The organism is Paenibacillus sp. J22P143 (assembly GCF_059692035.1).
Genome location: NZ_JCAUAQ010000006.1, coordinates 176793 through 196989 on the forward strand (window position 1 = coordinate 176793; position 20197 = coordinate 196989).

The window sequence follows — 20197 nt, forward strand, 5'->3', positions numbered from 1 at the left end:
AGTACCCTATGTTTGCTTCAATTCATTTCATTCAGTACACACCTTGATAAACGGACTGCTATATCCTGTTGAGGTAAAACATGCATTGCAGCTTGATTTTCTACTGCTGCTCTTGGCATCCCATACACGATACAGGTTTCTTCTGATTCGGCAATCGTTGTTGTTGCACCTGATAGCTTCAGAGAAAGCATCCCTTTGGCTCCATCACTTCCCATACCAGTCATCAAAACGACATGTCGCTTTAATTCATTCATGCTTAGTAAGGATTCAAACATGACGTCAACAGATGGTCGGTGACCAGAAACAGGTTCATCTTTGGTTAATTTAATTTTGTACGTTCGGTTCGGATCTCTGTAGATAACCATATGCCATCCCCCCGGAGCCACATAAGCAGTAGCAGTTTGAAGGATTTCGCCATCCGCCGCTTCAACAACCCTAATTTGAGAAATATCATTCAAACGTTGGGCAAGAGATTTGGTGAAATTAGGCGGCATATGCTGAACTATTAAAATTGGAGCTGGGAAACCTGCAGGAATATTGGAAATCACCTGATGTAAAGCTCGTGGACCACCGGTTGAAGTTCCTATCGCAACTACATGACTAAAATGTGTAGAAGTTTGGATAACCGGAACATTCGTATCTGACTGTTTCAGATTTTCTTTCATCATCATTGATCTCAATGACAATGGATTAACATTTGCTAATGGAGACGGTGCACGAGTAGGTTGGATCACATGCATTTTCGAACGAACTGCCATAAGCAGTTTCTCATGCAGCAATAGTTTAACCTTATACAAATCCAGAGATATGGATCCCGACGGCTTTCGAATAAAGTCTACTGCACCCAACTCCAAAGCTTTAATCGTCTCAGCAGCTCCTTCTTGCGTTAAGGAGCTTAACATGATGACGGGGGTTGGTTGCTCTTCCATGATGTGTTTAAGCGCATCCAATCCATTCATGACAGGCATTTCGATATCCATCGTCACAGCATCCGGTCGAAGCAGCTTGACTAATTCAATTGCTTCTTGCCCATTTTTAGCAGTACCAATGACCTTGAATTGCGGATTTTCAGAAATTAAATCACTAACTATTTTTCGCATAAAGACGGAGTCATCTACGACAAGAATGTTATATATTGCCAAGCTGCTTCCCTCCTCTATCTGCTTATTCGACACGATTTTCAAAAATCCTATTTCAAAAGTTTCAACATTTTATTTAAAAAGCTCCTGACACCGGTAGAAGGCGTTTCTATGACACGATATCCTTTTATATAATTATCAGTAAGCGTTTTTATACTTTTAGTTGCCGCGGAATATGGAAAAGCAATTGAGAAAGGAATTTGCCTTTTCACTGCTTTAGAAACAACCGGATCGTCATCAACAAACCCTAATGTTGGGATATGGATATTCAGGAATTGTTTAGCTACTAATGAAATTTTGTCAGCTGTTTGTTTACCTTCACTTGCATCAGTTACACGATTAATGACTAGCTTAAAGGATACATCATGCCCCATTGAATTCACCATCTTGATAATGGCATAAGCATCTGTAATGGATGTTGGCTCAGGTGTCGTTACTACGATTGCTTCTTCAGCGGCAAGAATAAACTTCAGCGTTTCTTTGGATAGGCCTGCTCCCGTGTCAAAAATGATAAAATCCACGTAACCGTTGAGTTGCATGACTTGCTCTGCAAAATAATCTAACTCTTCTTCACTTAATCGCAGTAAGTCATTAAAACCAGAACCACCCGCGATAAACTCTAAATCATTGGATCCCTTCTGGATGATTTCCCAGATTGTTTTATCCTTTTTTAACAAGTGATAAAGACTGTACTTCGAGGATATGCCCATTAAAACGTCAATGTTCGCCAGGCCAATATCTGCATCGAAGACAAGTACCTTGTAACCGAGAGACTGCAGTGATAAAGCGAAGTTTAGCGTAAAATTGGATTTACCTACCCCACCTTTTCCACTGGTCACGGTAATAATCCTGGTTGTTCTAGTGCCTTTATCACCCTGCGTCTGAACCAGATTCCGCAACCCTTCTGCTTGATCCTTCATGTTCTAGGCTCCTCCAATAGCAGATCAATGATTTGCCACTCGTTCATTTCCGCAATATCATCGGGTACACTTTGCCCAGTTGTCACATACGAAAGCTTAAGAGAAAACTCATGAACAACATTTAGAATGGCTCCGTAGGAATCTGTTTCGTCCATTTTGGTAAAGAGTACTTTATCCAGCTTGAACTTACTAAAGTTATTCGTTATTGCCCGCAAATCACGATATTTGGTCGTTAAGCTTAGTACGAGAATTGTCTCACTATTCCCTTGCGTCTTCAGCAAAGAATTCAATTCTGATACATACATTTCATTCCGAAAATTGCGCCCAGCTGTATCCATAAAAATAATGTCGCATTCAGCCAAATTCTGAAATGCTTTCGTCAGATCCTGCGGAGAAAAAACGACTTCGAGTGGTACATTTAAAATGGTTGCATATGTTTTTAACTGCTCAATAGCAGCAATTCGATATGTGTCTGAGGTAATAAACCCGACTTTTCGGTGATATTTCAAGACTTGCTCCGCGGCCAGTTTGGCTATTGTTGTTGTTTTACCAACACCAGTTGGACCCACGAAATGAACAACGCGTGTTTGTGCAGATATATGCTTGCTATGATCTGTTTGAAAAATTTGTCCAAGCTTTGATCTAACAAGCTGGTGTGCAGATTCTTCTGTAACTGGCTCATCAGCAAGTTTAAAATCCGCCATGACTTCATCCATAATTTGTCGAACAAGTGTAGGATTCACTTCTTGATCAAAAAGCCTTTGTTCTAGCTTTTGTAAGGCTTCTGGAAGCTTATCCTCATCGGTCACTTGTGAAAGCTTCTTCATCATTTCTTTCATTTGTTTGAGTTCATCCATCAATTGATCATCTTTAACCGAAGCTCTTGCTAAAGTTTGAACAGATGAAGGTGAGTAAGCTTGATGTTGAGCCGGATTCATAACTTTCTCTGGTGCGGAAACTGCATTTATGGCGACAAGATCGTTCCTCATCGCCGTTGGCATTAGAACGTCAGGAACATCTGGAAAATCAGATTGATGGACATTACTTTTGAGCTGAACCGGTTGAATAGATGCTTTGGGCTGAAGGGGCTGTGGAGCTACCCTTTGCGGAGCAGCGGTAGGTTTGGCATTTGCGCCATCAATGGCTGCAATGACTTCTATCTTCTTCTTCCCAAACATGCCAAGAAAACCGCCTGTACGAATTTCCTTTGTGTTGAGAATCACAGCATCTTTACCCAGATCTGAACGAATTTTCTGCAAAGCGTCAGGCATGGAATCAACAACATATCTTTTTACTCTCATAAATTGACTACCCCCATGCTTTGAATTTCAACGCTCGGCTCTAATTCACTGTAAGAAAGGACAGGTATATCTTGTAGCGTTCTCTCTAATAGCTGTCTAACATACATTCGTATTGTTGGTGAAGTTAAAATGACAGGTTGTTGACCGGATTGGATTAGCTTCGTTACTTGCTCAGTAACGCGATGATAAATGATTTGTGAAGATGAAGGATCTAGTGCCAAATAGCTACCTTGATCTGATTGTTGCACGGAATCCGCAATTTTCTTCTCAACGGATGGGCCCACCGTAATTACTTTCAGCGAATCACCATGCGAAGTAAACTGCTGTGTGATTTGTCGAGACAATGACTGCCTCACATACTCTGTTAAGATCTCAGGATCCTTTGTGTATGTGCCATAATCAGCAAGTGTTTCTAGAATTGTGACCAAGTCACGGACAGATATTTTCTCACGGAGAAGCTTTGATAGAACTTTCTGAATATCTCCTACAGATAACACGGATGGAATTAAATCATCGACAAGAGCAGGATACGATTCCCTTACATTTTCGATAAGAGCCTTCGTTTCCTGACGACCCAGAAGCTCATGAATATGTTTCTTAATAATTTCAGTTAAATGAGTCGCAACAACAGATGGTGGATCTACTACTGTATAGCCAGATAACTCTGCTCTCTCTTTGTTCATTTCATCGATCCAAATAGCCGGTAAACCGAATGCAGGTTCCGTCGTTTCAATTCCTGAAATAGAATCATCATCAAATCCAGGACTCATGGCCAGATAGTGATTTAGGAGTAGTTCGCCGCGTGCAACTGTATTGCCTTTAATTTTGATGATATACTCATTCGGTCGCAATTGGATATTGTCACGGATCCGTATAACTGGTACAACAACACCTAACTCCAAAGCACATTGACGACGTATTAAAATAATCCGATCTAACAAATCTCCACCCTGCTGAGTATCTGCAAGAGGGATTAGACCATAACCAAATTCAAATTCTATCGGGTCAACTTGAAGTAATGAAATGACGCTTTCAGGACTACGTACTTCCTCAATTTGTTGTTCTTCAACCAATTGTTCTTCTTTGATTGCTTCACGTTCCAAATTCTTTTGCATTTTGAAAGCTGCGAAAATCAATATTCCAGCTATCGGATGTGTTGTAAACCAATGAATGGGTGTAAACGTGCCCAGTACAATTAATGTTCCTGCAACAATGTACAGTAATTTGGGTTGAGCAGTTAATTGCTTCGTAATATCATGACCTAAGTTACCCTCAGACGATGCTCGCGTAACGATGATACCAGCGGCGGTTGAAATTAAAAGGGCTGGAATTTGGCTTACCAATCCATCCCCGATCGTTAAGATCGAGAAGGTTTGTAAGGCATCTTGAAAATCCATCCCTTTCATCGTCATCCCAATGATAAATCCACCGATTAAATTGATGACGAGGATAATGATACCGGCAATCGCATCACCTTTTACAAATTTACTGGCACCATCCATCGCACCATAGAAATCTGCTTCACGTTCAATCTTTTGTCTTCGTTCTCTAGCTTGTACCTCATTGATCAAGCCAGCATTCAAATCAGCATCGATACTCATTTGCTTACCTGGCATTGCATCTAAGGTAAATCTAGCTGCAACCTCGGCCACGCGCTCAGAACCTTTGGTAATAACAATAAACTGAACCAAGACAAGGATGAGAAACACGACGAATCCCACTACGATATTGCCTTGTGCTACGAATGAACCAAAAGTTCTGACCACGTCGCCTGCTTCAGCATGCGCTAGAATATTACGAGTTGTTGACACGTTTAAAGCTAATCGAAAGAGTGTTGTAATCAAGAGCAAGGAAGGGAAAATCGAAAACTGGAGTGCTTCCTTCGTATTCATTGCGACCAAGATAATCATTAAAGCTATTGAAATATTTATAATTAATAAAAAGTCCAGCAAAGGGATCGGAACAGGTACAATCATCATCAACACGATGCCAATAATACCGATTAGAACTAATAAATCCTTGATTTTCATCAGATTGCACCTCCCTCTACGTTAGTTCGTCTTACCCTTCATCTTATATACATACGCTAGTACTTCTGCCACAGCCTGGAATAGGTCTGATGGAATCGCATCACCAATTTCCACCTGTGCAAAAATCGCTCGAGCAAGCGGCTTATTTTCCATCGTCATGACGCCATTCTGTTTGGCGACTTCTTTAATTTTTAAGGCCACATAGTCTGCACCTTTTGCTATCACGGTAGGAGCCTGCATATTCTTTGAATCGTATTTCAATGCAACTGCAAAGTGAGTTGGATTTGTAATAATGACATCGGCCTTAGGAACTTCCTGCATCATTCGCTGCATGGCCATTTGACGTTGTTTGGCACGGATCTTCCCTTTGATGAGAGGATCGCCTTCACTTTTCTTATACTCATCTTTAATATCTTGTTTAGACATTTTAAGGCTTTTCTCATGTTCATACTTTTGATAGATATAATCAAAGATTGCTAAAACAATTAAAATCACACCTATTTTTATCCCTAAACTTAATGTAACCGAAGCAATAAATGTGAATGTGCTCTCTAAAGGTGCATGCCCTAGGCCAAGAAGCCTGTCCTTATGACCCATCAAGGTCGTATACACGGCATAGCCGATGATCAGCATTTTCATAGTCGACTTTAGAAAGTCCATCACTGTTCGCAAGGAAAAAATCTTCTTAAAACCAGCAATCGGATTAATCTTGTCAAACTTCATCATTAAGGGATCGCCGATAAACATAAAACCGATTTGTGCATAATTTGCAATAAAAGCGACAAGAAGTACTAAGATAAAGATTGGCGCCATAATAATCAAGCCTTGTTGCGTTAAATCCATGAATAACACTTGCACATTCCCCATTGTAATATCCATACCAAGTTGATTCTCATAAACATTACGAAAGATGTGAATTAATTTACCTTTCATGAAGGAGCCAAACATCATAAAGGCCACAAATGAAAAAAGTAAAATGGAAGCCGCGGGCAAGTCCATACTTTTTGCAACTTGACCCTTTTTTCTGGCATCCTGTCTTTTTTTCGGAGTAGCAGATTCCGTTTTTTCCCCAGCAAACCATTGTAAATCTAGCTGTATACGAAGTTGTTGGGACACGGTTCTCCTCCTACTTGGGTGTTGTTTGCTGCGCTCCACCAATCATTTGAAGCATTTTCTCCATGTAGTCAAAAATGGTTCCGAATAATTGCTGGAATTGAGACATTAATTCTGGAAAAACAATAACGAGAAGGAAAAATCCAAGTATCATTTTCAATGGGGCACCGATGACAAAAATATTGAATTGCGGTGCGACCCTTGTTAAAAGGCCTAAACCTAAATCTGTTAAAAATAAGGCTGCAACAATTGGTGCTGCCAGTTGGAATGAGAGATAAAACATTTTGGATAGCGATTTAAATAAAAAATCTGAAACTTGTCCGTCATAAATGCGGCTAAACAAATCGTTATCGATTGGCACCCATTTGTAACTGTCAATAATCGCTCTGATCAAGTAATGATGTCCGTCGAAAGACAGAAACAATAGCACAGCGATCATATATTTCAGATTCCCTAGCATCGGAGTAGATGCGCCTGTTAGCGGATCTATTACGCTCGCCATACTAAATCCAATTTGCATATCCATGAAAGAACCAGCTGTCTGAACAACTGTAAAAAACAAATATGCCAGAAATCCTAATAAAACACCGATTAGCATTTCACGTATAATCAAAAGCACGTAAACGCCATCAATCGGTATGGATTGCTCCATCCCCATCGTCGCTAAGATAATCAACGAAATAAAGACGGAAAGCCCCACCTTGAACATCATGGGAACATTTCTAGAAGAAAGGATTGGCACAACGACAAAAAATGATGTAATTCGACAAAAAATAAGCAGAAAGATAGGGATCGCTTGAATCATTGTTGGCATTTCACTCACAACCTAACCAACGAATTTGTAAAGATTGTTGAGTAGATTAAAGGTGAAATCAACCAAAGTATTCATAATCCAAGAACCGAAAACGAGAATGGAAAGCAGTACAGCAACAATTTTCGGTACAAAGGCAAGTGTTTGCTCTTGAATCTGTGTCGTCGCTTGAAAAATACTTATAGCAAGACCAACGATTAAACCTATAAGTAGCATTGGCGCACTAGCCTTAAGAACGGTGTAAACAGCTTCGCCAGCAATTCGTATTACAAATTCCGAACCCATCTAGATTCCCTCCGATATCTTGGTCACTAACCGTAGCTTAAGAGTAACGATCTCACCACAAGATACCAACCATCTACAAGAATAAAAAGAAGGATTTTAAATGGGAGTGAAATCATCACGGGCGGGAGCATCATCATCCCCATGGCCATTAACGTACTGGATACAACCATATCTATAACCAAAAACGGTATAAAAATCATGAATCCCATTTGGAATGCTGATTTTAATTCGCTAATCGCGTAAGCAGGCACCAAGGACGTGATTGGTATGTCTTCGACCCCTGTAGGCGCTTTAGCTTTAGAATAGTCTAGAAACAGCTTCAAATCCTTCTGGCGCGTATGTTTAAACATAAACTTCTTCATGGGTAGCGACGCAGTCTGAAAAGCCTGCGTTTGATTGATTTCACCCTTCAAGTACGGCTGAAGTGCTGTTTGATTAACTTCCCCTAAAGTTGGAGACATAATAAAAAAGGTTAAAAACAGAGCGAGTCCGATTAAAACCTGATTAGGTGGCATTTGTTGAGTTCCTAATGATGTTCGAACAAAACCCAGTACAATGACAATTCTGGTGAAACTCGTCATTAAAATCAAGAAAGAAGGAGCTAGGCTTAACACCGTTAGCAACAGAAGGAGAGTTACTGTATTCGATGATCCCCCAGTTGATGTGCTCGTTCCGATATTGACATTTAATCCTGGAATCGGATTCGTAACATCCGTTTCGGCAGCTGAAGCAGTTAAAGACAATATGAAAATGGATATCACGACAAGCAATAGTATGCTTACTAATTTATTTCTTTTCATTCTTCATTCAACCGATCTGTTTGTTTTTGATCAGACAACCATTCTTCAACATTCTTATTGCGATCCGTTACACGCCGTAATTTATCATGAAATACTTGTTGAAACGAAGATGTTAGCTCTACTTCCTCTTCCACATCGTTCTTTTTCATAGGAAGCTTATTGATCCATTTGCTTATCATTCCAAACCCCATTCGATCGTCTTGAGACGATTGCAGGAGCTCAGAGATATAGGCTACTTCATCGGCGTCAATGATTTTATCCAATAACTGAATGTTCTCACCAACGCCAACTACGAAGAGCGAATGCCCAATTTCAACAATTTGAATCGATTTATTTTGACCAAGGGGAACTCCACCTAAAGAGCGAATCGAGTTCCCAAACATCGTACCTTTATTTTTCTTCGCCACATACCTCATTAGTACATAAAAGAGAATAATTATGAATACAAGGACTAAAATAACCTTACCAACCATGAACATCGAGTCCATTGATCCCATCGAACCTGGATAATCGGATATTGGATTTTCTTGATTTGGTTCTGTTTCCGCGTAGACGTCTCTGCTTGTATAGAGGAGCATAGCGATCATACTAAGTATGCTTAAGATGGCCTTATTCGATTGACGTCTTTTCATAAGAACAACCCTTTCGGTTTATGTAAGACTCAACCAAATTCGGACGGTTTAACCTAGAGTCTTTTTGATAGCTTCGATAACGCGGTCAGCTTGGAATGGTTTAACAATGAAGTCTTTCGCCCCGGCTTGAATCGCATCGATAACCATGGCTTGTTGTCCCATCGCTGAACACATAATTACTTTCGCGTTTGGTTCAATCTTCTTGATTTCTTTTAAAGCTTGAATACCATCCATTTCAGGCATCGTGATATCCATCGTAATTAGATCTGGCTTCAACTCTTTATATTTTTCGATAGCTTGCGCTCCATCATTCGCCTCGCCACATACTTCGTACCCATTTTTTGATAAAATATCACGAATCATCATTCTCATAAACGCTGCATCATCCACTATTAGAATACGGTTAGCCATTGAAAATATCCCCCTAAAATTAAATTATTGTAATTTTTGAATTCGTTCCCATTGATTAACAATGTCAGTAACACGAACCCCAAAATTCTCATCGATGACGACAACTTCACCTTTGGCAATCAACTTATTATTCACCAAAATGTCTACCGGTTCACCTGCAAGCTTGTCCAATTCGATAATAGAACCCTGAGACAACTCTAAGATGTCTTTAATCACCTTATTTGTTCTGCCCAACTCGACGGTTACCTTAAGTGGTATATCGAGAAGTAAATTCAGGTTCGTATCATCCGCTTGCGCGTAAGAGCCTGATTGTAAATTACCAAACTGAACGGGTTGAACATTCACATTCCGATTTGGCATGCCACCATACGCAGCTGGAGGTTGTTGATACATCGGCTGCTGCGGTGGATACATCGGCTGTCCTATTGGGGGCTGCTGATACATCGGCTGTTCATACATCGGTTGTTGGTAAACAGGTTGCTCATACACTGGTGCTGGCTGCGATATAGGAGCTTCTTGCACAGGAGCAGCTACAACTGGCGGTGCTTGCGCAGCCGGTGCAGCTTCCATTGCTGATTCAGTATCACCACCACCCATTAGGATCGATACCATTTCTTTGGCGAAAGGAACAGGCAATAACTGCATGATGTTGGAATCAATAAGATCACCAATAGCAAGTCGGAACGATATCTTTATAAATACGTCCTCGTCAGGCAGTTTTCCTTCTCCTTTCGACAAATTTAATATGTCGATTCCTGGGGGAGAGATATTGACAAATCGATTAAAGATGGTAGACATGGATGTGGCTGATGAACCCATCATCTGATTCATTGCTTCTTGCACGGCGCTGATATGAATTTCACTAAGATTTTCATCACCGCCAGTGCCGTCACCACCCATCATAAGATCAGCGATTACTTGTGCGTCCTTCGTTTGAATGACAAGCAAGTTAATGCCATCAAAGCCATCTACATAGTTAACATGAACGGCAACATGAGGTCTTGGAAACTGTTCTTCCAATTCTTCTTTACTAATTACAGACACTTTAGGTGTCGTAATATCAACTTTCTTGCCTAGTAACGTCGATAACGCTGTCGCCGCGCTGCCAAACGTAATATTACCAATTTCCCCAAGTGCATCCTGTTCGAGCGGGGAAAGAAAATCTTCAACTTGCGGAGGCCTATGAAAAGAAGAGACAGAACTTTCTTCTGATGATTGTCTCAATAAAGCATCGATCTCTTCCTGCGACAAATAATCTCTGTTATTCATCATATTCTTCTTCTCCTTCATTCACGATTTCTGTAATTTGTACAGCCATCTTCCCTTTTACGGTACCAGGGCTTCCGAGATATTTCAGCTTCTCGCCCACTTTGACTTGAAGCGAATCTTCGACGGATTTATGCAGCGGGATTACGTCGCCTATTGTTAAACCTAAGAAATCTCGGATTGAAATTTCAGACGATCCCAACTCTGCAATGAGAGGTAACTTGGTTTTCTCCAAACGGGATTGAAGTGCTTCCACTTCTTCAGGAGCTCTCGTCTTCTTCTGGGAAACAAACCAGTGATGCACAGAAAGTCGAGGCATGATTGGTTCAATAACAACATGAGGAATACATAAGTTGATCATACCTGTTGTATCCCCGATTTTGGTGCTCAGCGATATTAATGCAATTGTTTCATTGGGAGAAACAATTTGCATAAACTGCGGATTCGTTTCTAGTGCCTCTAAGCGAGGTTGTATATCAATAACAGTTTTCCATGCTTCTTGCAAGCTATCAAATGCTCTACTGAAAATGCGTTCCATGACGATCGTTTCAATCTCGGTTAATGCATTAATTTTGGTTGGCGTTGTGCCTGCTCCGCCTAGTAATCGATCCAACATGGCAAAAGCAACATTGGGATGAACCTCAAGCACCATTCGACCCTCTAAAGGCTCTGCTTCAAAGATGTTCAAAATGGTCATTTTCGGGATCGAACGAATAAATTCATCATAGGGCAATTGTTCAACCTGGACTACACTGATTTGAACGAACGTACGCAATTGTGCTGAGAAATAAGTCGTTAAAAATCGTGCAAAATTTTCATGAATCCGGGTTAAGCTACGAATATGATCTTTCGAGAAACGTACTGCTCTCTTAAAATCATATGCCCTTACCTTCTTCTGAGTATCCTCCTTCTTAAGCTCATCTGCATCCATTTCGCCAGAGGACAAAGCAGCCAACAAGGCATCGATCTCATTTTGCGATAAAACATCAACCATTCGAGTCACCTCCTTTAAGCAAAATCATTGACGAGTTACTGCAGTACTTTATCAGTTATCCAAATTTGTTTGATTTTACCTTCATGCAGCAGTGGGTTTAGTTTGTTCATTATTGTGGAAGTTAAACTATCTGAACCTTTGCTTCCTTCGATTTGTTCCTTCGTCATATCACCCAAAATCTGGACAATAGTTCCTTTAACAGCAGAATCAAGCAAACTATCAAATTCAGCCTTAGCCTTTGAATTTTCCATTTCAAACGCGAAGCTAATTTTAATGAAATTCTGACTGCCCGATAAATTGGTTAAAATATCTTTGATGATGGAAGTGTTCGCCTTAACCGTTTCTGCTGATGGCGCTTTCGTCGGTTTCACACTTGCAACAGCATCCTGAGCCTGTACAGCAGGATCCTTGGATTCATTGTTCTTCTCCATGAAATTCCACAACACAAACGCTGCAGTGAGAATGAGTGTGATTGCAATAAGTATTGAAACAATTAGAATGAAAATTTTGTTCTTAAACACTTACGAACCCTCCGTATCCCTGGACTGAATTGTCGCTCGTACGGAACCAATTTCTTGCATGTAGGTCCGCACTAAGCTTACCACAACCTCTGCCTTTTCGAGAACTGTGATTTTCTTGCCTGTCGTCAATGTAATCATCGTATCCGGAGTTTCTTCGATCAGTTCAATCAGAATTGCATTAATAATAAGCGGTCTGCCATTTAAACGAGTGAGAGAGATCATCTTTCTCCTCCTGAATCAGGGTAAGGGGAGCAGGGCTCCCCTCTATTCATTCAACTACTCATTAATGCTTAAGATTAACGACCTCTTGAAGCACTTCATCTGATGTTGTAATAATCCGAGAATTCGCTTGGAAACCACGTTGTGCGATAATCATTTCCGTGAACTCACCGGTTAAATCTACATTAGACATTTCCAGTTGACCTGAAATAAGTGTGCCAGTTCCTGTTTCCGGATTACCAGCGGCTCCAACTTCAATCTCTCCTTCTGGATTCGCATTTGCTGTCATTTGATACAAGTTTCCACCGATCTTTTCAAGGCCAGCTGGGTTGGTAACTTTCACAACACCAATTTTTTGTCCTGTATTAATCGTTTCACCATCAGCATTAACACCAATAATGTCACCATTTTGAGCGATTGAGAAAGAAACGATATCCTCAGGAATAACAATAGGACCAGCACCCTCTGCGCCCATGACATGAAGCCCATCTGAATTAACAAGATTTCGATTAGCATCCACCGTAAAGTTACCCGCTCTTGTCAAATATGGAGCATCTACTTGCTCAGCTGTTCCAACTGCGAAGAATCCATCCCCATTCACACGCAAATCTGTAACAACATTCGTTGTCATCGCGCTGCCTGCTGTGTGGATCGTATCAATTGCAGCCAAACTTACACCCAAACCAACTTGTTGTGCATTCACACCACCGCGGTTCTCATCTGCTGCACTCACGCCTGAAACTGTTTGACTAAGGATATCCTTAAACATAACACGGCCACCTTTAAAACCGATGGTATTTACGTTAGCAATGTTATTACCAATAACATCTAACTTCGTTTGAAAACCACGCATACCTGAAACGCCTGAGTATAAGGATCTTAACATGAAATAGGCCTCCTAAATCGGATGTGAATAGTAAAAATATGAGTTGCTTCATTCGTTCCACAACTCCAGGCTTCCTGAACGGTCGAGCCCTAAATACCTATGAAATTATCATTGCACTATCGATCTGAGTAAACACATGCTCATTCATGGCTTGTCCATCAAGCGCAGTCACAACGGTTCGGTTCGGTACATTAACGATATACCCATTTCCCGCTAAAATCAGTAGCGCATCTTTAGCACCTTTGGACGCTGCTTTATCAATGGCTTTGTTCATTTTCTCAATTTGCTCAGGTTTAAGTTGAATCCCACGTTCTTTGAGTCTTACCTCGGCGTGATGACTAAACCGAACGAATTGCTCTTGAAAAATCTTCTGGAAAGTAGGATTTCCGGTAGGCGGAACCTGTTGTTGGGAAGGTGATCGTCTAGATGTACCAGGAGAAACCGCACTAGGATAAAGTTGACCTATGGATATTCTCTCTGTCATTGTGATTCTCCAACATTCTCAATTTTCTTTAGCTTATCAAGTGAAACTTCCACGCCATTGACACTGGCAAATTGATTACCATCTTTAAAGGTTATCGAATCTACTACGCCAGACATGTCTGTCGTAACACCTGAGGCATCTACGCCTGCCCAAGAGATCGACTTACCGATTAAGCCTGACACAAAGCCAAGTGACTGCCTCATGAGCTTCATTTCGCTAGCCATATTCGTCAATTGCTCTACGGAAGTAAATTGGGCCATTTGCGCAATAAACTCTTTGTCTTGCAAAGGCTGCGTCGGATCTTGATTCTGTAGCTGCGTGATCAAGATTTTCAGGAAATCATTTTTACCTAAGGTTGTGCTCTCCTTGTCCTTCACTTTCGCGTTAGCCCCAGTATTGATCAGATCAGAAACATTACCTACAATTGGGCTTGTTGCCATACTTTCACCTCCAACTAGGTCATTTTAGATTTCAGTTTAAGCAGTTACATCGAAGGAATTACCATTAGCATTATTCCGATTTTGTGCCAATTGGTCCATGTCTTCTTTAAAATCAAGCGCATCCATATCGATCTCATTCGATCGATTTTTTGGTTGACGTTGTGATTGATTAAAGGTTTGAGGCTGACGCTGTTCTTGGAACATGCTAGATGACATATTTGAACTTAGAGTAACTTCTAGCTTCTCAACTTGTAAACCTTGTGTAAGTAAAGCATGACGTAATTGCGGAAGCTGACTTTCAAGCATTTGCTTGCCTGCTAAGGAATCCGCTGCGAACTGTGCGAAGAGTTGACCATCGTGCATCGAAATTTTCACATCTACGTGACCTAGATTCTTTGGAAACAAAGAAAGTTTAGCCTCTGAGAAGCCCTCTGACATCGTAATCTTCATATTTTTCAAGACAAACGAAGTCATCTCTTCTGTGAAATTAGCCGCTGACAGAACTGGCAGTGGCGCTTTATCAGCCGCAATCGATACCTGCTGTGATTTTTGCAAATCACCAATCGTTACAGTCGTGTTCGTTGTTATACTAGCTTCAATTGGTAGATCAACAAGCGTTAGAGCAGGAGATTCAGTCGAGCTAGTTTGTTCAATAACAGAAACCGGGATATGCTTAATTGCAAATTTCTCTTGCTTGGGTTGAATCGTATGTAGGTTAGCAGAAAGGTTGCCTTCAACCGATTGTTCCATCTCGCTTTTATTTATGTCTGGCAGTAACGGCTGAATCGTATTCGTAAGTTCTGTATTTAAGTAGTTTAGAATCGGATTGCCTGGTTGCTGCTTAGATAAAGCTGATAGCGTTAACAACGTATTCTGCGCTTTCAAACTCAAAGATTCCATTGCTGGCTGTTGCCAAGAAGCTATCATTCCAAGTGTATTGGTGCTTTGCGTGTTATCTAAAGCAGCCAACATGTCCTCAGCGTTTTCAAACCACTTTTTCACTTGCGCATCTTGTAATAATTTGTCAGCTAGTGCGGAATTGCTATTCATCGCTTCTAATAGTAAATCTGGAAGTGTATGATCATCCGAACTGACTTTAGTTTCTTGATCCACCGATGGTTGAACAGGCATAACTAAGCTTTGCAGCATTTGCAGCATCATGTTCATGGAAAGCTCAGTCTCAGAAGGATGTCCATCAACACTAGGCGCATTCTCCTGAGCAGTTTGGTCTGAGAGAAGAGCAGAGAAGGTTCCCGTTGCAGCATTTCCTTTGGAAGTCCCTTTACCAGCAGCAGTTGAATTCGCTGTTCCTGTTTGCGTTACAGGTACTTTAGTCATTTGTACGTCCATTTTTTCACCCCCCCTTCATAGAATCAGCACATGTTATTGAACCAGCTTGGCTGTAATGGATGCTGCGATTTCCTTATTGGCATCTGAGAGTGCTGACATAACCTTAGAACGAGAAGCATTATCCATTCCACTTAAAATCGTTAATACTTTTGTGGGATTTGTTTTATTCATCTCCAGCAAAACATTTGATGCACTCTTTGGTGTCATATTTGCAAAAGTTTGACCAAGATCCGAAGAACTTACTGTACTTGTCGCAGCTTTGGCATCCTTCGTGTTATTTGTTGCTAATCTCTCTTGCAATGCAGCAATTTCTTTATCTCGAACAGGCACGATATCTTTTAACCCCATGGATGCAGCAGCTGCCTTGGCAGCGTCCATTTTTTCAAGAATAGCTCCTCTGTTATCTGCCTTCATCATAGATAAAACAAGGACCATTTCATTCGGAGTCAATGCCTCCATGATAGGCGCAACTTTACTAGGGGTCATTTTTGCGTACATATTGGCAAGCTGAGTAATTTGATTCGTGTACTCTTCTTCCGATTGTGTCTTATCTTTTAGCTTCTCCTCAAGTTCAGCAACTTTCGCTACTGCTTCCTTTAAAGAGTGATCTTTAGTCTCTGTCGTCGAGTCTGCCTTTTGCAATGCTGTTGTTAGTTCAGTTACTCGGGCATTCAGCTTCGCAATTTCATCCTCTTTAAGTTTTACGCTTTGTTCGGGAGAAGTTGCCTTCCCCTCAGCTGCCACGGGAGCAGTTTCTTTTGGCGCTGGAACTATTATTCCAATGACAGGCGTATTGTGCAGTGCTTTTTGAATACTACTTTTGATATCATAATCAAAAATCGAAAGCAGCACGAAGAGTAGAACCGCCGTAAACACAAAGGGGATGACAAACCATATCAAAAATCGCTCCAGTGCACTATAAGATGCACCCTCTACGTTTGTATCGGCCATCTCTTCGTCCCTCCTTTTTCACTTAATACGAAACTCGCTTGAATCGATTCGTTGCCATTTCATCAAGCGCATCCTGCTCTTTTTTCGCAATCATGACTTGAAATTGGTTATGTGCCTTCTCTCTTGCCTTCGTCCAAACTTTTTCATCTATCATTTTCACTGATAAATGCTCTTGTTTTTCTGTTACGACATGCCGAGCATGCTTAACATCTTGGTGCTTACGAGCAATTTGACTGTCCACATGATTCATATAGCTTTGCATCATAAGCATGTTCGATATGGTCACGGAATGGCTTGATGCTTGAACCATTTCATTGTGTAAGTTTTCCTTCTGCTCAAACAATCCGTGCAAGTTCGTTTCTTCATTCCGTAACTGACCCATTGCCTCAGATAAAATCCACTCTGCTTGTGTTCGTTCATTGTTTTTCAAATCGACAATTTGCTGGAAAGAATAGCGAAAACTCATCTAGGACCCTCATCCCTTATAAAATTCTTGGATTAATCGTTCTTGAGCTTCTTCATAGGTTAGCTTTTCACTCGTTTTTTGTTTCGTAAAATTCCAAATGGCCTCGATGTTATCCATCGCAACATCAATATTTGGGTTAGATCCTTTTTGGTACGCCCCAATATTAATAAGATCTTCCGAATCTTTATATATAGAGAGAAGTCGCTTAAGTTGATCCGCAGCTTCCATATGTTCTGAAGGAACAATTTCTTTCATTACTCGACTTACACTGGATAAAACATCAATCGCAGGGTAATGACCTTTATTCGCAATACTACGATTAAGGACGATATGACCATCCAAGATTCCCCTGACAGCATCAGCAATGGGCTCATTCATATCATCACCGTCGACAAGCACAGTGTAAAATGCAGTAATTGAGCCTTTAGCTCCCGTACCTGAGCGCTCCAAAAGCCTTGGCAGCATAGCAAATACAGAAGGAGTGTATCCCCGCGTAGCCGGTGGTTCACCTACAGCTAGTCCAACCTCACGTTGTGCCATAGCAAACCGCGTGACGGAATCCATCATCATCATGACATTTAAGCCGCGATCTCTAAAATACTCAGCAATACTCGTCGCTATCATAGCGCCTTTAATCCGAATTAACGCAGGTTGGTCAGATGTTGCCACAATGACAACTGATCTCGCCAATCCCTCCGGTCCCAAATCACGCTCGATGAAATCCAATACCTCCCTGCCACGCTCTCCAATGAGTGCAATGACATTGACATCAGCCGAAGTATTGCGGGCAATCATACCCATTAATGTACTTTTCCCAACACCGGAGCCTGCAAAAATACCAACACGCTGACCTTTACCTATTGTCAATAATCCATCAATACAACGTACACCAACCGAAATCGGGTTGAGAACTCGCGGACGTGTCAACGGATTACTCGGTGAATTATTTGTTGAGTACTGCGCCATTCTAGAAGGTAGATACGAACCATCTAATGGCTGACCCAGCCCATCCAGAACCTTGCCCAATAACTCATGTCCAACCTGGACTGTTAACGGCTTACCTGTGCCTACAACATCACAACCAGGTCCAATTGCGTCGAGGTTGCCTAGTGGCATCAGAATAACTTTATTGCTACGGAAACCAACCACTTCAGCTTTTAACGGCTTATTTGATTTATGCGGATAGATATAACAAAGATCACCAATACTGACATCCGGGCCCTCGGATTCCACGGTAAGTCCAATTACTTGCGTTACTTTACCGTTTACCCTGATCGGATCAATCGTTTGCAAAACTTCCTTGTATTTATCCGCCTTCGGTATGGATGCCCTTGTCATTATGATTCCTCACTTTGTATGGCCAATTGCTGTAATGCTGACTTGATTTCTTTCAGCTGCGTATCAATTCTGGCATCAATACTTCCGTATGAAGACCGAATCACACATCCTTGATCTTGAACTGAGGAGTCAGGTATAATTTCGAGCTCGGCCTGCGAATCAATCGAAGTGATCAATTCTTCTCTCGCATCTTGGATATACGCAAATTGAGATGGAGCCACACAAAGAGTGATAATCCCCTTTTCTCGTCTACGTGCGAGCACTTTTTGAATAAGCTCTATCACCCATTCTGGCTCCAAAGATAATTGGCGTAGAATGATTTTTTCAGCGATGGAAGTGCTTAAGTCAATTAGAAAAGGCTCCGATTCTTGTATGATTTGCTGCTTTAATTTGTATGATTGTTCTAAAATAGAGCTAGCTTCGGCAAGCATTTCACTATATTCTTTTCTCAATGCATCTTCCGCTTGAGCAACACCTTGTTGATAGCCTTCTTCGAATCCAGCTTGCTTAGAAAGGTTGACTAGTTCTTCATCCTCAACTCGTCTACTTTCCCACCATCCCGCAATATCTGATTCCGTTTGCTGGCGGATTGTCGCGCACTCTTGCATGGCCTGATCGATTTGTGCACTGGCAAAAGCTTCGGCATCCTCAATGATCTGATTCTTCAAAGTTGTTGCTTCATTGATCTCATTCTTCATCTCCTGAGTCAAACCATCATCGTCGGTTTGCAGGTCAGAAATTACCTCAGAAAGAGGTGAAATCACTTCTACGATCTTTTTATCATCAATGGGATAATATGCGAATGATTTAATGACATTAGACAATAATATCATCTCCTCCACCACGTGCGATGATGATTTCACCCGACTCTTCTAAACGACGAATGGTTGCAACGATACGGGTTTGAGCTTCTTCTACATCGCGTAAACGAACAGGTCCCATAAATTCCATTTCTTCCTTGAAGGTATCAGCCATACGTTTGGACATGTTTTTGAACAACACATCGCGGACCTCTTCACTAGCAACTTTGAGCGCAAGTTGTAAATCAGCATTTTCAATGTCACGAATAATACGTTGAATGGAACGATTGTCGATATTGACAATATCCTCGAATACAAACATCCGTTTTTTGATTTCTTCGGCAAGTTCTGGATCTTGGATTTCTAATGAATCGAGAATCGTACGTTCCGTACCACGGTCAACGCCATTCAAAATTTGAACGATGGATGCAATACCACCAGCATTTGTATAATCCTGTGTAACTGTTGAGGAAAGCTTTTGCTCAAGCACACGTTCTACCTGCGAAATAACCTCAGGCGATGTACTATCCATAAGTGCAATGCGCTTTGCAACATCAGCTTGTTTCTCCTGTGGGAGTGATGACAAAATGATGGATGCTTGCTCCGCTTGCAGATAGGACAACACGAGAGCTATCGTCTGAGAGTTCTCATTTTGAATGAAATTGAGAATTTGCGCTGGATCTGCTTTTCTAGCAAAGTCAAACGGTCTTACTTGAAGTGTGGCAGTCAAACGATTAATAATATCAAGCGCTTTTTGAGAACCAAGCGCTTTCTCCAAAATATCTTTGGCGTAGGCAATACCACCTTGTGATATAAATTCTTGTGCCAGGCAGATTTGATGGAATTCTGCTAAAATCGAATCCTTTTCCAGCGTATCTACTTTCCGCACATTCGCGATCTCAAGTGTTAATTGTTCAATTTCTTCTTCGCGTAAATGTTTGAAAATTTGTGCAGAAACCTCAGGGCCTAAACTGATCAAAAGAATAGCTGCCTTTTGTCGTCCGGTCAACCCTTGTAAAGCGGCTCTGGCCATACAGGTG

The 20197-nt window shown here is 41.2% G+C and carries 23 protein-coding genes; all 23 read right to left on the minus strand.

What is annotated here, in order from left to right; genetic code table 11:
* Positions 1–17 precede the first annotated feature (17 nt).
* Complete coding sequence (locus tag AC58PQ_RS13060; protein WP_497242357.1) at positions 18–1142, minus strand: protein-glutamate methylesterase/protein-glutamine glutaminase; 1125 nt, start codon at positions 1140–1142, stop codon at positions 18–20.
* Between the two features lie 47 nt (positions 1143–1189).
* A complete protein-coding gene (locus AC58PQ_RS13065; protein ID WP_497242358.1) occupies positions 1190–2059 on the minus strand; it encodes a MinD/ParA family protein in 870 nt (289 codons plus the stop codon).
* Positions 2056–3360, minus strand: coding sequence for a flagellar biosynthesis GTPase FlhF (gene flhF / locus AC58PQ_RS13070; protein WP_497242359.1), 1305 nt, complete (start codon positions 3358–3360; stop codon positions 2056–2058). The genes AC58PQ_RS13065 and flhF overlap by 4 nt, the downstream gene beginning before the upstream one ends.
* Positions 3357–5390, minus strand: coding sequence for a flagellar biosynthesis protein FlhA (gene flhA, locus AC58PQ_RS13075; protein WP_497242360.1), 2034 nt, complete (start codon positions 5388–5390; stop codon positions 3357–3359). The genes flhF and flhA overlap by 4 nt, the downstream gene beginning before the upstream one ends.
* A 21-nt stretch (positions 5391–5411) precedes the next feature.
* Positions 5412–6506, minus strand: coding sequence for a flagellar biosynthesis protein FlhB (flhB, locus tag AC58PQ_RS13080; protein ID WP_497242361.1), 1095 nt, complete (start codon positions 6504–6506; stop codon positions 5412–5414).
* Positions 6507–6516: 10 nt separating this feature from the next.
* Positions 6517–7317, minus strand: a complete 801-nt coding sequence (gene fliR, locus AC58PQ_RS13085; RefSeq protein WP_497242362.1) for a flagellar biosynthetic protein FliR — start codon at positions 7315–7317, stop codon at positions 6517–6519.
* A 12-nt stretch (positions 7318–7329) separates the two neighbouring features.
* Positions 7330–7599 carry a flagellar biosynthesis protein FliQ gene (gene fliQ, locus AC58PQ_RS13090; RefSeq protein ID WP_497242363.1) on the minus strand — a complete coding sequence of 90 codons (270 nt, stop codon included), beginning with the start codon at positions 7597–7599 and terminating at the stop codon, positions 7330–7332.
* Between the two features lie 26 nt (positions 7600–7625).
* Positions 7626–8399 carry a flagellar type III secretion system pore protein FliP gene (gene fliP / locus AC58PQ_RS13095; protein WP_497242364.1) on the minus strand — a complete coding sequence of 258 codons (774 nt, stop codon included), beginning with the start codon at positions 8397–8399 and terminating at the stop codon, positions 7626–7628.
* The gene (locus tag AC58PQ_RS13100; protein ID WP_497242365.1) at positions 8396–9031 is read right to left on the minus strand and encodes a flagellar biosynthetic protein FliO; all 636 of its coding nucleotides are present in this window, start codon (positions 9029–9031) and stop codon (positions 8396–8398) included. The genes fliP and AC58PQ_RS13100 overlap by 4 nt, the downstream gene beginning before the upstream one ends.
* A gap of 48 nt (positions 9032–9079) precedes the next feature.
* On the minus strand, positions 9080–9442 hold the full coding sequence (locus AC58PQ_RS13105; RefSeq protein WP_028558282.1) for a response regulator: 363 nt from the start codon (positions 9440–9442) through the stop codon (positions 9080–9082).
* A gap of 24 nt (positions 9443–9466) precedes the next feature.
* Complete coding sequence (gene fliY, locus AC58PQ_RS13110) at positions 9467–10711, minus strand: flagellar motor switch phosphatase FliY (protein ID WP_497242438.1); 1245 nt, start codon at positions 10709–10711, stop codon at positions 9467–9469.
* Positions 10704–11702: a flagellar motor switch protein FliM gene (fliM, locus tag AC58PQ_RS13115; RefSeq protein WP_057315694.1), complete on the minus strand. Its 999-nt coding sequence runs from the start codon at positions 11700–11702 to the stop codon at positions 10704–10706. The genes fliY and fliM overlap by 8 nt, the downstream gene beginning before the upstream one ends.
* Before the next feature lie 35 nt (positions 11703–11737).
* Positions 11738–12223, minus strand: a complete 486-nt coding sequence (locus AC58PQ_RS13120; RefSeq protein ID WP_497242366.1) for a flagellar basal body-associated FliL family protein — start codon at positions 12221–12223, stop codon at positions 11738–11740.
* Entirely contained in the window at positions 12224–12445 is a 222-nt protein-coding gene (locus AC58PQ_RS13125) for a flagellar FlbD family protein (protein ID WP_497242367.1), read from the minus strand.
* Positions 12446–12506: 61 nt separating this feature from the next.
* Positions 12507–13328, minus strand: coding sequence for a flagellar basal body rod protein FlgG (flgG, locus tag AC58PQ_RS13130; RefSeq protein WP_497242368.1), 822 nt, complete (start codon positions 13326–13328; stop codon positions 12507–12509).
* 97 nt (positions 13329–13425) lie between these two features.
* Positions 13426–13812 (minus strand): TIGR02530 family flagellar biosynthesis protein, encoded by a 387-nt coding sequence (locus tag AC58PQ_RS13135; protein ID WP_497242369.1) that lies wholly within the window; start codon positions 13810–13812, stop codon positions 13426–13428.
* Positions 13809–14252, minus strand: a complete 444-nt coding sequence (locus AC58PQ_RS13140) for a flagellar hook capping FlgD N-terminal domain-containing protein (RefSeq protein ID WP_497242370.1) — start codon at positions 14250–14252, stop codon at positions 13809–13811. Before AC58PQ_RS13140 ends, AC58PQ_RS13135 begins: the two co-directional genes overlap by 4 nt.
* 36 nt (positions 14253–14288) lie before the next feature.
* Positions 14289–15602: a flagellar hook-length control protein FliK gene (locus AC58PQ_RS13145; protein WP_497242371.1), complete on the minus strand. Its 1314-nt coding sequence runs from the start codon at positions 15600–15602 to the stop codon at positions 14289–14291.
* 33 nt (positions 15603–15635) lie between these two features.
* Positions 15636–16553 carry a MotE family protein gene (locus AC58PQ_RS13150; RefSeq protein ID WP_497242372.1) on the minus strand — a complete coding sequence of 306 codons (918 nt, stop codon included), beginning with the start codon at positions 16551–16553 and terminating at the stop codon, positions 15636–15638.
* 22 nt (positions 16554–16575) lie between these two features.
* Positions 16576–17019, minus strand: a complete 444-nt coding sequence (fliJ, locus tag AC58PQ_RS13155) for a flagellar export protein FliJ (protein WP_497242373.1) — start codon at positions 17017–17019, stop codon at positions 16576–16578.
* 9 nt (positions 17020–17028) lie between these two features.
* Positions 17029–18357, minus strand: coding sequence for a flagellar protein export ATPase FliI (fliI, locus tag AC58PQ_RS13160; RefSeq protein WP_497242374.1), 1329 nt, complete (start codon positions 18355–18357; stop codon positions 17029–17031).
* A complete protein-coding gene (locus AC58PQ_RS13165) occupies positions 18357–19181 on the minus strand; it encodes a FliH/SctL family protein (RefSeq protein ID WP_497242375.1) in 825 nt (274 codons plus the stop codon). Before AC58PQ_RS13165 ends, fliI begins: the two co-directional genes overlap by 1 nt.
* Positions 19174–20190 (minus strand): flagellar motor switch protein FliG, encoded by a 1017-nt coding sequence (fliG, locus tag AC58PQ_RS13170; protein WP_171635799.1) that lies wholly within the window; start codon positions 20188–20190, stop codon positions 19174–19176. The genes AC58PQ_RS13165 and fliG overlap by 8 nt, the downstream gene beginning before the upstream one ends.
* Between the last annotated feature and the right edge of the window lie 7 nt (positions 20191–20197).